Genomic DNA, 14,411 nt, shown 5'->3' with positions numbered 1-14,411 from the left:
CCGCACTACGTGAGCTCCTCAGTCTTTCCACTCCTGCTTTGCATTAGCTTAAAAGGGAATAACCATTTCTTTATCAATGCGCTTTGAATTGAAAGAGCTGAGGGGTTCTGAACTGGTCAACTACTTAGGGCAATTGGCATCGTTACCATTACTCTTTCGTTTAGTGTTTCCCTAATAAAATCAAAATGCATAAAAAGCCAGTTGGGTATCCCCACTGGCTTTATAACACTAGTCGATTAAATTGATTTGGTTAGTAAGCGCTGTCGTGGACTGATTGCACTGCACGGCCTGACGGGTCAATAATACCTTGTAAGCTTTCATCCCAAGCGAGTGCCTCTGGGGTTGAGCAAGCTACAGATTTACCACCTGGTACCGTTTCAGCTGCGCTCGCAAGCGGGAATAGTTCTTCAAAGAAAGTACGATAGAAATAACCTTCTTTAGTCTCAGGCGTGTTGTATGGGAATCTGAATTTAGCGTTGGCCAACTGCAGATCATCAACTTTAACCGCGGCATGATCTTTTAGTCCATCAATCCATGAGTAGCCCACACCATCACTAAATTGCTCTTTCTGACGCCAAGCCACTTCTTTCGGCAATTTATGCTCAAAGGCTTCTCGTAGGATATGCTTTTCAATTTTGCCATCTTTTGACATTTTAGCTTCAGGGTTGGTGCGCATTGCCACATCCATAAACTCTTTGTCCAAGAAAGGCACACGTGCTTCAAGTCCCCAAGCAGCCATAGCTTTGTTGGCACGTAAGCAATCAAACAGGTGTAGCTTATCTAGCTTACGTACTAACTCTTCGTGGAATGCTTGTGCATTGGGTGCTTTATGGAAGTATAAGTAACCACCAAATAGCTCATCTGCACCTTCACCTGATAACACCATTTTAATACCCATGGCTTTAATTTTTCGCGCCATTAAATACATAGGCGTTGCAGCACGAATCGTGGTGACATCGTATGTTTCGAGGTGGTAGATCACATCTTTAATCGCATCGATGCCATCTTGAAAGGTAAAGGTGATTTCGTGATGAATAGTACCGATTGCATCGGCAACCTTTTTCGCTGCAATGAGATCTGGCGCGCCTTCAAGGCCGACAGCAAAAGAGTGTAGTTGTGGCCACCAAGCACTGGTTTCGCCGTCATCTTCAATACGTCGCTTAGCAAATGTTTGGGTTATTGCGGAAATAACCGATGAATCTAAGCCACCAGACAGTAGTACGCCATAAGGAACATCAGACATCAACTGACGTTTAACGGCAGCTTCCAGTGCATCACGCACCTCTTCACTGCTGGCTGGGTTACTTTGAACTGCAGCAAACTCACGCCAGTCACGCTGATAATAATGAGTTAGTTCACCGACTTTACTTGAAAGGTAATGACCCGGAGTAAAGGTCTCAACAGTTTTACAGACCGGCATCAGTGCTTTCATTTCAGATGAGATATAGAAATTGCCTTCAGCATCTCTGCCGGTATAAAGCGGGATGATCCCCATGTGATCGCGACCGATTAAATAGGTGTCTTTTGCTTTGTCATATAATACAAAGGCAAAAATGCCGTTGAGCTTATCTAAGAACTCAGTGCCATATTCTTGATAGAGCGCTAAGATAACTTCGCAATCTGAGTTGGTTTGGTAGCTGTATTTGTCACCCAGTTCAGCTTTAAGCTCTTTGTGGTTATAGATCTCACCGTTAACGGCTAAGACGATAGTTTCATCTTGGCTAAGCAATGGCTGAGCGCCGTGTTCAATATCAACAATCGCTAAACGTTCGTGAGCAAGAATAGCTTTGTCACTGCTATAGATCCCAGACCAATCCGGCCCGCGATGACGTAGTAGTTTTGACATTTCGAGTGCGACTTGGCGCAATGGCGTCGAGTCTGATTGAATATCTAAAATAGCGAAAATTGAACACATAGGTCACTCCAAAAAATGTCAGTCTTAATCTCAATTGAGTATTACTCTGCCACTGAAACTCGTCATTATCAAATAGGTAATTAGCGATTCGTTAGTTTTTTAGCGTTTTTTGCCAGCAAATTGCCATCTTTTTAACTTTAAAAATAATAATAAAATAAAAAAATGTGGGTTTTATTGGTTTATGTTCAGTTTTTGGTGTTCAAGTCTAGCTGTTAATGGATAAACGGCAATGCAGTATCAGTAATCATAGAGAATGCAGTTTTAAGTGACTTAAGTGACATTTTTCACATAAAACCATTATTCGTTGGCATGAGAAAATAAAAAACGCCCGAAATAACTTCGAGCGTTTTTTATTTGTGTACGAAAGCGAGCTTAGTTGTTATCGGTTTTGGCGGGTCTTAATGAGTGAAATTCAGTGCCGCTGAAATAACCTGGCCAGTCACTATTATTACCCAATGCCGTTGCGGCATCATAGTAGACAGCTAGGTCTTCTAACGCTCCGCTTAGGTCCCAATTTTCTCGATATTCATCACATACGCTGTGGTAACACCCTTTCATCTGTTGTTTCATCATTGCTTTATATTCAGCTGTCGCTTCATCAACAGGAATACTTCCACCACCAGCAAATACTGCAGGTACACCGTATTTAGCGAAACTAAAATGATCTGAGCGGAAAAAGCCGCCTGATTCTGGGTACTTTTCACTCTTGGCGGTACGATTTTGAGTCTCGACTGCGGCGATTAAGTAATTTTCGAGTTCAGACTTGCCTTTGCCCACAATCGTGTAGTCGGTGGTACGGCCATAAATATTGGTACTATCTAAATTAAATACTGCCACAGTTTTGTCTAATGGATATATTGGGTTAGATGCATAGAAACGTGAGCCGAGTAAGCCTTGTTCCTCTCCTGTCGTTGCAACAAAGGTGACAGAGCGGGCAAGGGGATTGCCATTTTTAGCTTGCTTGGCAAATTGGCGAGCGATTTCTAAAATACCAGCAGTACCTGATGCGTTATCAAGTGCGCCATTATAGATCTGATCGCCATTCTTACTTGGATCTAGACCAATATGATCCCAGTGAGCGGTGAAGAGAATGTGCTCATCACTGCGACTCTCTCCAGGTAAGGTCGCAATTACGTTATAACTATTGGCATATTGCGCTTTATTTTCGAATGCAATGGAAGCCGTTTGATTGAGTGGAATGTTAATCGCACTGCTTGCTGCGCGGTCAGATATGGTGCTTAGCGACAGACCAGCTTTATCAAAGAGCTTAGTGGCTACATCAAGAGTCATCCAACCTTCAACTTCTATCCATTTCGCTTGCTCATCTTTACTACGAACAAGATCTTGCTGCGCACCGGTCCAGCTGTTCTCGACAACAGACCAAGGGTACGAAGCCGGTTCGGTATCGTGAATGATGATTGCGCCTAGGGCACCTTGACGACTCGCTTCTTCAAACTTGTAGCTCCAGCGACCGTAATAGGTCATTGCTTTGCCATTAAACTTTCCTGATTCAGGTAGAGCGAAGCCGGGATCGTTCACCAGTATTACCGCTATTTTTCCGCTCATGTCGAGATCTTGATAATCATTCCACTGATACTCGGGTGCGTTGATGCCGTATCCGACAAACACTAGCGGTGCATTAGCAATATCAACTTTACTCACATCATGACGACTACCAATCACCACATCTTGACGATGTTGTAATTGCATGTCACCTAGCTGAATAGATTGCTGTTCTGAAGCGGTATAGGTCACCATAGGTACAGCCTGTAGGTAATCTTTACCATTTGGCTTGTCTAAGCCCATCTCAGCAAAAGCTTTACTAAGGTAATCCAATGTTAGTTGTTCGCCCTTAGTTGTAGGGGCGCGGCCTTCAAATTCATCTGACGCAAGGGTTTTAATATCTAAGCGAAATCGAGATTCATCAAAGGTGACTTTCTCTGGCGTAACAACATCTGTCGTATGTTGGCTACAAGCACTGAGTAGAGCAAGTGCACAGACTGGAAGCAAAGTGCGCATCAATATGTCCTGTTATTGTTGTTTTAGACTTTTGTGTTGAGATTTTGTTGTTCTATAGGTGGCAATAATGGCGGAAAGGCGCCTATGTTGACAAGAGTTAGCGGTTGAAGAAAGTGTTACTCGATATTGCATCTTGTATCGAAAACGCGCCAGCCTATAGTGAAAATAGCGATATTTTAGATTAATCATTCAGACTTAGAGGGTTTTAAAGCGAAATACATCAGCTTTTAATTTATTTCGCTATTTTGTCACTTTTTATAAAGTTGAGCTTTGATCTCTTAAAACAGCATCTCGTCGCGATATTTCTGTAATATCAGCCAAAATGTTCAATATATAAACGCATTCTTTCATCGGCAAGATTGGTTTGTTTACTTTTGGTATCGATAATCTATTGAATGAAGATTATCAGCCGTTAGTGTCGCAAATGAACAAAGAGGTGGTTTGGGAAGCATACCGTAACCAGTTCTCAGGTTACGATCGTCGTTTAGCAGTGGAATACACGATTAATTACTAGGGGCTTTTCTAGGCATAAAAAAGGGGCTGAATTAGCCCCTTTTTTGTCGCTATTTTTAATGGTGCTTAGCCACGGCTGCACTCTTCGAGCAGATAAGCTAAATGGCGGTAAGGGATGCCACTATGTTCAGTTAGACCCACTTCACACATACGGTTAGCGTAATAACCCTCACTGACATCAACAGGGATCAGCTTCTTAATATTGCGCAATGCGCTGGCGTTGATCTCTGGTTTATAAAGACCTTTCTCACCTGCGTAACCACAACATTCGATACCAGCAGGACGAATGACTTGATTACAACAAGCATCGGCAATCGCGGTCATTATAGGTTCAACCTTCATGGTTCTCGCGCTACAGCCAAGGTGCAACGCTGCATGAGATTTCTTGTTAATGGTCAGTTTTGGCAATAATTTATCGTGCATAAACTGAACCAGATCCACTATCTCTACTTTTTCAGTTAGGGTTGGATCACCCGCTAACGTGCGCTTAGTACATGACAATGCATCAACGATAACGGGTAACTTTCCATCTTGTGTCATCGCAGACACCGCTTGGATCAGTTCAAGGCGTTTTGCATCGGCATTTTTAAAGTCTCCCTTTGACTCCCACATTTGACCACAGCACAGATCGCGGGTCTTAGGTGGTGTGATCACGTTATAGCCAGCACGCTCCAGCAGTGTGACTACAACTTCAGGCAGTGGTCGCTTATCGGTATCGACTGGTGTCGGTCCAAAAGTACGCCCGCCACATGCAGGGAAGTAAACCACGGTTTCCTGACCCGGAATTGGCGCTGATACTTTAGGTAGCTTGCCGCCTTTAGGAAAAGAAGGGTTCCAGTAAGGCACTTCACTGCTGAGCAGTCGGCCTGCTTTCATCATGGTTCCGGTGATACCGTTGCCGATTATTTTATGGATCACACCCAACATATCAAAACCAGCACTGATCACGCCATTGACGGCGCCAAAGTTATTGGCCTGAAAATCAAGAAACTTTTGCTGACCGCTACTGATGGTTGGGGTTCTTAATTTACGTACAAGCTGGCCCATTTTATTATCGACAGGGCAGGCAATAGTACACAGCTGACAGGCGGCGCAAGTGTCGATAACATCGTACTTCGCAGCGGCGCGCATGCTATCGGCTGCAAGGTGATCGCCAATTTGCTCCAGACGAGCAATTTCCCGCAAAGTTGCAATACGTTGACGAGGAGTCAGGTTGAGTGCCGATGTTGGGCAGGTCTTTTCACAGAAGCCACACTCTAAACATTTATCAACAAAGTCATCGACTACTGGGCAAGGTTTGATGTTCTTAACGTGGATTTTAGGATCATCGTTTAAGATAACCCCTGGGTTTAATATGCCCTGGGGATCAAACAGTTGCTTGATACTTTTCATTAGCTCATAAGCATCTTGACCCCACTCCATCTCAACATAAGGTGCGACGGCGCGGCCTGTACCGTGTTCGGCTTTCATTGAGCCGTCGTACTTATTGATCACCATATCGGCGATTTCATCCATAAAGGCATGGAAGTTCGCGATATCATCCTTGGTAGAGAAGGTCGGCGTGATGATGAAGTGGAAGTTACCGGCTAATGCATGACCATAGATGCAACCTTCAGGGTAGCCAAATTTGTGCATTAATGCGGTAATGTCATGGGCTGCGCCCGCTAAGTGTTCAAGCTCGAACGCCACATCTTCGATAATAACGGAGGTACCTTTAGGACGCTCTCCCGCTACGATAGGGAATAAGCCTTTACGCATTGCCCAGTATTCGCCATAAACAGCTGCATCGTCGGTAAAGCTAATCGGGCGCAGAAAATCAAACCCTTGCAGCTTGGCGATGACATCTTTGGTGTAACTATCTAAGGTAGCGGCGTCATCGGCACGAGATTCAATCAATAGGATAGCCGATAGCGGTGGCAGTTCTGATAACCAATCTGGCATACCTGGTTTGCCGGTAACCGCTTTAATCGATGGCCAATCGAGAAGTTCTGCAGCTGCGACACTTTCGCCATTGATTAGCGGAATGGCGCGAGATGCGTCTTCCATATTGTGGAATACAGCTAGCGCTGACGCTTTAAATTTAGCTTCATTGACCGTGTGGTAGGTGACTTCGTTGATGAAAGCCAATGTACCTTCCATACCGACCATTAGGTGATTGATGATATCAAACGGATCGCAAAAATCGATTAGGGCATTAATGCCGTAACCAGTAGTGTTTTTGATTGAGAATTTCTTACGAATTTTATCAGACAGCACTAAATTATGGCGTGTTTTATGTGCCAGCTCGTGTACTTGCTCGAGCATTTGTCCATGAGACTTGGAGAAGGCGACTTTAGACTTCTTGCAACCGGTGTCAAGCTCTGTGCCATCGGCAAACAGTAGCTTGGTCGAAGCGATGGTTTGGTAGCTGTTTTGTGCGGTGCCGCAACACATACCTGAGGCGTTGTTCGCAACAATACCACCAATCATGGCTGAGGCAATAGTGGCTGGATCGGGACCAATTTTACGGTTAAGTGGCGCTAATACTGCGTTGGCATCTGAGCCTATGACGGCAGAGCCTAAGGTTATCTGTTTAGCATCTTCGCTTACTTCAATCTTTCTAAAGCCATCATGGCCCAGAATAAGCAATATCCCTTCACCTAGGGCTTGGCCAGCCAGGCTGGTGCCTGCTGCGCGGAAAGTTACTGGTGCATTATGCTCACGGGCAACCACTAGAGTGCGCTTAACTTGTTCCATATTTTCGGCATGAACAACCACTTCAGGAACAATTCTGAAGTAGCTCGCATCGGTTGACCAAGCGAAGCGACGAACGTACTCATCCGTTACCGGCTTCCCACCTAGTTGCTCACGTAAATCACTGACTACAGCTTTATAATTTATCGACATGGACATATCTCTTTGCTCGTTATTATTAAGCTCAATCAGAGCCGAAATAGGCGGCTCTGATTGACTGACTATCACTTTTTAGAAGCCACCCCAAAGGAAGGCGATAGTGCCCGCAGTCATGGCGTAGGCCAAGGCGACCGGCATAGTCTTACGAATAATTTCTGATTCTCTTCCCGCCATACCCACAACGGTAGCAGCAGCAACAACGTTCATCACACACATCATGTTACCGGCGTTGGCACCAATGCCTTGCAGCGCCAGTACCATAGCTTGGTTCATGCCAATGCTGTCGGCGACGGTATACTGCAAGCCAGAGAACATCATGTTTGAGAATGTGGCGCTTCCAGAGAGAAAGGCTCCGAAAATACCCACAATAGGTGCTACCCAAGACCAAACTGCTCCCATGCTGCTAGCCAAGGTATCGGCTAGTGCAACTGGCATAGAAGCTAGTCCAGAGCTGTTGGTTCCCGAGTTTAAAAAGATCTTTACCATAGGCACTGACGCGCCTAGCGAGATAATGGTCGGGATCATTGAGCTGCAAGATACTGTGATTGATTGTTTGATAGCTTTTTTGTTCATTTTGAACAGGAAGAAACCTAAGATACACACGGCGATAAAGAACGCGCCAGGTGCATATAAAGTCTTAAATCCAGCTCCAAGCTCGGTGCCTAGTAGGCCAGTCCACTTTATGTTAAAACTCAGTAACCATGTTTTTAGTGGGGCAATAACGCGCGATAGCACTAATAAAGCGGCCATGATGATGTATGGAGTCCATGCCGCAATTTGCGAGAACTTAGCTGTAGAGGCCACCTTAGTTTCTTTTTGACCATCGTTTTCAGCAAAATCGTTCCATGGTGTTTTAGGCAGCATAATGCCTTTCTTAGCCACAGGAATAACAATTGCCATGCCAACAAGCGCACCGATAACTGAAGGGAACTCAGGACCTGCAACGAAGTTAATTATCCATGCAGGAACCGTAAATGCGAGCCCGGCAAATAGCGCAAACTTCCAAATGGCAAAACCTTCTGCAAACGATTTGTTACGTCCGAAGAAGCCTGTTAATAGAGACACCATAACGAGTGGGATGAGGGTACCTGTCACCAGATCTATGGTGATCATGTGCATAGCAATAAACTGCGCATAATCGGCAAAGCTGCCACCATGTTGAGCAATCTGCTCTGCCGCCATGTTAACGCCACCAGAAGTTAAGCCTTGCTCCATACCAAATAACACTGGTAGACCAATTGCACCGAACGATACCGAGGCCGAGTCAGCAATCAAGGCTACAACAGCTGCGGCAATCGGAGGGATCCCCAATAACACCAGCAAAGGTGCGCCGATGGCCGCTGGTGTACCGAAACCAGCACTGCCTTCAATGAATGAGCCGAACAACCAACAAATAATGATGACCTGTACACGGGCATCGGCACTGATATTGGTAAAACCTGCACGAATGGTATCCATCGCGCCTGAATATTTCAGAGTATTAAGTAGGAACACTGCACCGAAGATGATACTTAAGGGGGTCAGTGCCGCAAGCAAACCTTCAACCACAGATGCTGCAAGGAAGGTGGTGTCCATTTGCCAGACAAATACCGCAGCAAGGCCAGTCAAAACAGCTGAAATGGGCATAGCCCGTGATGCAGGCATTTTCAGCAATACTAAAAACAGCATTACGCTTATCACCGGCGTTAAACTCGCGAGTAGTTGGATTAAATTCATAGGGCCTCTTATTACCTTTTTTGTATTTAGAGTTATTTAGAGTATTTCTAGCCAATAGTGGATCGGTTGACTCGTTGGTTAGCACTGTCTACCTCAAGCACTGACCTTGGAGTCTGATGCCTGACAAACTTGCTATTTATCTTGCGGTTAATGGTATGGCTTTATAGGGGATTTTTTTATCGGTGTTTGCACCTAAGGCGACTAAGGGTTTTCACGTAGAAAAGGTAATTTGCCTATGGGGATACCGACACATAAGTCGTCCAGTGGTTTAGAGGTTTTGTGGTTTACATTAATATTTTCAGCACCTTACGTTGAAAGTGTGAGCGGTCAGTTTAATGGGGTACATGGCTTGAACTTTCAGCGGTTATTGACATGATATGGATCAACTTTGTAACGATTAACTATGGACCTTGTTAACACTGGCTGCCAAAGCGCACTTAAAAGGTGGGCTCGTGGCACTCAAACCCGGGCCAAATTTGGATGCTATTATTCTTAACAGTGTAAAGCGGGATTTGTTTGGTACTTAGGGTCTGTTGATCTTTCGAGCTTAGTTTTTGTTCGATTCTTTACCGGAAGGAATAATGTTTCCAGTGCAAGGCTTGAGCGATGACGCTTAGCCAGCTAAGTGAAGCGCTCATAACGCATTCTAGTCATAAAAGAATACAAGCAATGAAACGGATCCAAAGGACAGCATTTCTTGATCATTTTTTCTGCGTTAAAGGCTCTTTGTGGACAATGACTACACACGACATAGCCTCAGTCATGCCAAAAGGCCAATAAATTGCTGTAAAAACAACCATGAAAGAGCAACATACCCTGGCTATTAATCCAATCAGATCCCCTAAATATGTTGAAAGTCAGAGTCGCTTACAGTGTCATTCGCAAGAGAGATTATTTGGCTTTGCTTTGATCTAGCTCTGATACTGGTGGGTAATTACTGTGATTTTTAAGTTTATTAACTGTTAATATAGCCACCGTTTATGGGGGCTCCCCCTGATATAGCGGAGTATCAATTAGCGATGAATATTAATCATAAGTTACAGCTTATTACCGTACTGCCACTCATTTTATCTCTGATACTGGTGTTGTTTGTGACTCAAATGCAGTATCGAGAACTTTCTCAGCAGGTGGTTGACGTCTATCGGCAAAGCATTATTGATCACCGTAAAGAAGAGCTGAAAAACTATTTGGCTATTGCCAATGTCGCTATTAAGCACCTCCATAAAACTAACAGCGATGACAAACAAGATGTTGAGCAAGAAGTTAAATCTATGCTGGCTGAGATGCGTTTTGGTAAAAATGGTTACTTCTTTGCTTACGATCTTAATGGTAAAAGTCTGGTGTTGCCCGACCAAGAATGGCGGGTAGGTAAAAACTGGCTAGATCTGGCTGACGACAATGGGGTTCACTTTATCCAAGAGTTAATCTCAGGCGCTAGGAAAGGCGGCGGCTATCTTACCTATTTATTCAATCAGCCCTCGAATGACGGCGAATTAGGCCAGAAAATGGCCTATGCCGAAGTGTTAGGGCAGTGGCAGTGGATGTTTGGTACAGGTGTTTATATTGATGATATTAATGAAGAGGCGGCATTATTGAGCACCTCAATCAGTAGTCATATTCGTTATACCTCCCTCATGACACTAACGATAGGTATTTTGGCGGTAAGTGCAGTATTTATTGGTGGCATTTTTATGCGGGTTGGTGAGAAACGTCTCGCAAATGCTAAGCTTAGAACACTCAACGAGCGGATTTACCAAACTCAGGAAGAGGAGTGTAAACGGGTTTCTAGAGAACTGCATGATGGGGTGAGTCAAACCATTGCAGCGGCGCTATTTGCAATGGAAACTGCGCAGTTAAAACAGGAGTATGGCGACGACTCTGCCAAGGATCTGGAAAAATCGATAACACTGACGCGACAGATTATGCTTGAGATCCGTAATATCTCTCATCAGTTGCACCCTGCTATTCTTGAAGACTATGGTCTCGGTGCTGCGTTAATTGAATTGGGCAGAGAGTTCACCCTACGCACGGGGATTGAGGTCAAAGTGCAGCGGTTATCAGTACGTAAAATCCTTTCTGCTGAACTTAGCTGTGCGCTTTATCGGATTGTACAAGAGTCGCTAACCAACATTGAGCGGCACTCAGAAGCAAAGAATGTGTTGATATCGCTAGCACTTACACCGGGATGGCTGACTTTGGAGATCCACGATGATGGGAAAGGGTTTAACTATGAGTGTTTTGAGCGCAAATCGACGCCGTTTGAAGGAATAGGTTTGAGGAATATGAATGAAAGAGTGAAATTCTATAACGGTGAACTCAAGGTAGATTCAACAATTGGAAAAGGAGTGAAGCTGGTGGCCCGTATTCCTCAAAGTGAGTTACGTTATCGAGCTGATAGTGCTACTGGAGGCCTGTTATGATCCGTGTACTTCTGGTGGATGATCATCCCTTGTTTCGTGAGGGGTTACGTTATCGTTTAAGTCTAGACAGTGATATTGAGGTGTTGGCAGAAGCCGATAATGGCCAACAGGCATTGGAAATCCTCAATAAAATGCCGATTGATTTGGTGTTGACTGATATTAATATGCCACAAATGGATGGCATGTATCTGCTTGAGCTAATTAAAGAGCAGGAGCTTTCATGCAAAGTGGTGATGTTGAGCATGCATGACAACAAAGAATATATCATGGCGACCATGCGCTACGGTGCCGATGGCTATATTCTTAAGGATGTGCCCGGCAAAGAACTGATTGAAGCGATTAAAAAGGTAGCCGCTGGTAAGCGCTATTTCAGTGCTGATGTCATAAATACTTTGTCCCAGGAACTTGCCAGTGGCAAGCAAGTCCTAGTCACCCAGCGGGAGCAGTTGGTGTTAAGGTTAATATCGCTTGGGATGAATAATAAACGTATTGCACAAGAGATGGATGTGAGTGTGCGCACGGTCGAAACCCACAAGCGTAATATTAAACAAAAACTGATGATAGACAGTACGGCGGGTTTGGTGCGTTATGCTATCGACCATGGTTTGGACCGTTAAGACGATTTAGGTGATTTTTTATATAGCTGCAGTCATTAAAAACACCCGAAGTAGGGTTAAGCTTCGGGTGAAACATCATAGATTTGCCTTCTTAAGGCATGCTAATCGTTTTTTCTTAATATGAATATTCAAAATGGCAAAGCCATTCATTGCACTGAATGGTTTGTTACTATTGCCTCACTGCTAAATGACGCATGCATGCTCGGCATATTGCTTAACTTTTGGCTAACGAGCTTAGGTTAAAGCACATACTTGGCTGAAAGCTGAATGTAATTAGAATTGGCACTGTTAGTGGCAGAGATATCAGCATCATAGTTACCCACTTCAACTCCAACACTGAGTTGCTTATTGAGCTGCTTAATCAAGTTAATAGCGTAGTGGTTACGATCTGAATCGGCATTCACACCGTTAAAGTCTTCAACTTCAGCGTGGCCGTAATAAATACTAGAGCGCCAGTCTTCACTCCAGAAGTGTCGATAAGCGAGGGTATAGGCCTGGGTTGTGAGTAGATCACCACTGCCATCAGTATTGACCTTGTCGCTAGGATTGTGACCCGGAGAAATATAACGACCGCCAGCGCCCGCATTATAGGCAAAGCGGAAGTCATCTTTACCAAAGGTATAAACTTTACCGCTCACGCTATAGGCAAGCTGTGTACCATCGGCATTGCCTGCTACACCATTGTTATCGAAGGTACGTGCCAGCACGGCAACGGCTACTTGGCCAAAATCGCCTTTGTAGGTATAACGAGCCACTGCATCGGGGATGCTTTGGTTGGCATCGGTAGCGTTGGCTGGGTTTTCTAGTGCCAGTTCTAGGCCACCATTTGTGTAACGGATCTGGGTTTGGCGAATGAATACCTGACCAACATGTGCGCAGCCAAAGTCCAGTGCATCAGCAATAGAAACTAACGGCATAAAGGTTGACCAAGTCTGACCAAGTTTCCAGTTTTTGTATGAGATAAAGGCATGACGCATACGTGGGGTATAGGAGTTAGAAACCTAGGCGTTACCGCCACCGCCGTAGAAATCATATTCTAGAAATCCTGTCACTGCGCCATGGGTAAACTTTACGTTGAAGCGTGATTCTTTTGCCTGAAGGCTGGTTTGGTTGGTATCTGGCGCGCTGGTACTGGTACCAATCCAGTAGTCGCGATAAGCTTGGTCGCCATTGACATTACGCAAGTCGACTTTGAAATAGCCGCCGAAGGTTAATGCAGAGTTCTCATCGATTTGTACTTCATAGCCCGCGTAAGAAGATGCCGAAAAAAGTGCTGCCACGACTGATGCTGTTTTAGTTGTTCTATTCATCAAGATGCCTTTATCTAGGGTTGTTGTTTGCTTTGAGGAGTGAGCTAAGAGCCGCTCCGCTGCAAACTTATGGTTTGTCTGCGGCTAACCATATGGCTTTAGAAAGGATTTTTTTATCCGTATTTGCACCTAGAGGGACTAAGGGCTTACCCGTAGAAAGCGTTGTATATTCTGTAAAATATCGCCCATTTTAGAGAGTTCTAGAATAGACTTTAATAATTTTTAATAAATGAATACAGTTGATTGCGAGTTTGCTTCTGTGATGTGTTCTCTTTGGTGTTCGAGGTTAATTATGGGTGTTTAATAAGCATGATGTAGATTAAGTTTGTAGCGAATACTTGTCTGGTTTGTTACGGCCACCTGGGGCTTGGTCTAGATCTAGGTTACTAATGAGTAAAATGAATCACCGTTATCCGGTTGCTAATTATGCAGATAACTCCTTTATCTGTAGATGGTGCTTAAAAGCTAACTTTGAATGCAATTGGGTTAGTTAGCTGGTGCAGGGAGAAGCAATGCTAACGTCACCTGAAGGAGGCAAGATATTGTAAGTGAAATGACTGGCTATTGGTGTCTGAGGGTGGACTTTATTACTATTTACTCGTTTAGACTTGAGTTAATGATTAAAAATGTAAAAATAATATGCCATATTAGCTTTTAGCTAAGATGCTTCGCGGTGACATTTTATCATGTAGGCTAATGTGCGATTTTGAGATAGCCGATGTTTGCCTTAAAGGCATTTTTAAAGCTTGAGTTTTCAGGGATGAGTTTATACATTTGAGTTTTAAGGTATTGTTTCAATAGTAAACTTACTACCTAAAAGGACTTGGGGAGAAGAGATGAAAAGCCGACATAAAGCTAGCTGGCATCGAAAAAGAAAGGGAAATAGACTAGAGAAAATACTGACCCTGTTATGTCTTATTATTATCTTAGTCATGCTTGCGATATAGTCATCTTTAATAACTGATAATAGCAGCGGGTATAAGCGTGGGAGTATTTAATACCAATTGCA

At 44.1% G+C, this 14,411-nt stretch carries 9 protein-coding genes; 3 read left to right on the top strand and 6 right to left on the bottom strand.

Features of this window, described 5'->3' with window-relative positions:
• Window positions 1–250: 250 nt before the first annotated feature.
• Both asnB and AB4238_RS16980 read right to left on the bottom strand, forming a co-directional pair.
• Window positions 251–1,915: an asparagine synthase B gene (gene asnB / locus AB4238_RS16985; RefSeq protein ID WP_372034506.1), complete on the bottom strand. Its 1,665-nt coding sequence runs from the start codon at window positions 1,913–1,915 to the stop codon at window positions 251–253.
• A 372-nt stretch (window positions 1,916–2,287) separates the two neighbouring features.
• Window positions 2,288–3,934 carry a M28 family metallopeptidase gene (locus tag AB4238_RS16980; protein WP_372034505.1) on the bottom strand — a complete coding sequence of 549 codons (1,647 nt, stop codon included), beginning with the start codon at window positions 3,932–3,934 and terminating at the stop codon, window positions 2,288–2,290.
• A gap of 364 nt (window positions 3,935–4,298) precedes the next feature.
• On the opposite strand from AB4238_RS16980, the gene AB4238_RS16975 reads away from it, so the two are divergent.
• Window positions 4,299–4,448 carry a hypothetical protein gene (locus tag AB4238_RS16975; RefSeq protein ID WP_372034504.1) on the top strand — a complete coding sequence of 50 codons (150 nt, stop codon included), beginning with the start codon at window positions 4,299–4,301 and terminating at the stop codon, window positions 4,446–4,448.
• 65 nt (window positions 4,449–4,513) lie between these two features.
• Here AB4238_RS16975 and AB4238_RS16970 read toward each other — a convergent pair whose 3' ends face one another.
• Together AB4238_RS16970 and AB4238_RS16965 are read right to left on the bottom strand one after the other, a co-directional pair.
• Complete coding sequence (locus AB4238_RS16970; protein ID WP_372034503.1) at window positions 4,514–7,333, bottom strand: FAD-binding and (Fe-S)-binding domain-containing protein; 2,820 nt, start codon at window positions 7,331–7,333, stop codon at window positions 4,514–4,516.
• A 78-nt stretch (window positions 7,334–7,411) separates the two neighbouring features.
• On the bottom strand, window positions 7,412–9,055 hold the full coding sequence (locus AB4238_RS16965) for an L-lactate permease (RefSeq protein WP_372034502.1): 1,644 nt from the start codon (window positions 9,053–9,055) through the stop codon (window positions 7,412–7,414).
• A gap of 980 nt (window positions 9,056–10,035) precedes the next feature.
• On the opposite strand from AB4238_RS16965, the gene AB4238_RS16960 reads away from it, so the two are divergent.
• Complete coding sequence (locus AB4238_RS16960) at window positions 10,036–11,475, top strand: cache domain-containing protein (RefSeq protein WP_372034501.1); 1,440 nt, start codon at window positions 10,036–10,038, stop codon at window positions 11,473–11,475.
• Entirely contained in the window at window positions 11,472–12,092 is a 621-nt protein-coding gene (locus AB4238_RS16955) for a response regulator (protein ID WP_372034500.1), read from the top strand. Before AB4238_RS16960 ends, AB4238_RS16955 begins: the two co-directional genes overlap by 4 nt.
• 239 nt (window positions 12,093–12,331) lie before the next feature.
• Here AB4238_RS16955 and AB4238_RS16950 read toward each other — a convergent pair whose 3' ends face one another.
• Complete coding sequence (locus AB4238_RS16950; protein WP_372034499.1) at window positions 12,332–13,069, bottom strand: DcaP family trimeric outer membrane transporter; 738 nt, start codon at window positions 13,067–13,069, stop codon at window positions 12,332–12,334.
• A gap of 24 nt (window positions 13,070–13,093) precedes the next feature.
• Window positions 13,094–13,402 carry a hypothetical protein gene (locus AB4238_RS16945; RefSeq protein WP_372034498.1) on the bottom strand — a complete coding sequence of 103 codons (309 nt, stop codon included), beginning with the start codon at window positions 13,400–13,402 and terminating at the stop codon, window positions 13,094–13,096.
• Between the last annotated feature and the right edge of the window lie 1,009 nt (window positions 13,403–14,411).

Source organism: Shewanella sp. 10N.286.45.A1 (assembly GCF_041470405.1).
In the GTDB taxonomy this organism is placed as follows: domain Bacteria; phylum Pseudomonadota; class Gammaproteobacteria; order Enterobacterales; family Shewanellaceae; genus Shewanella.
Note: the sequence above shows the minus strand (reverse complement) of the source record. Positions and strands in the feature narration are given on the sequence as shown.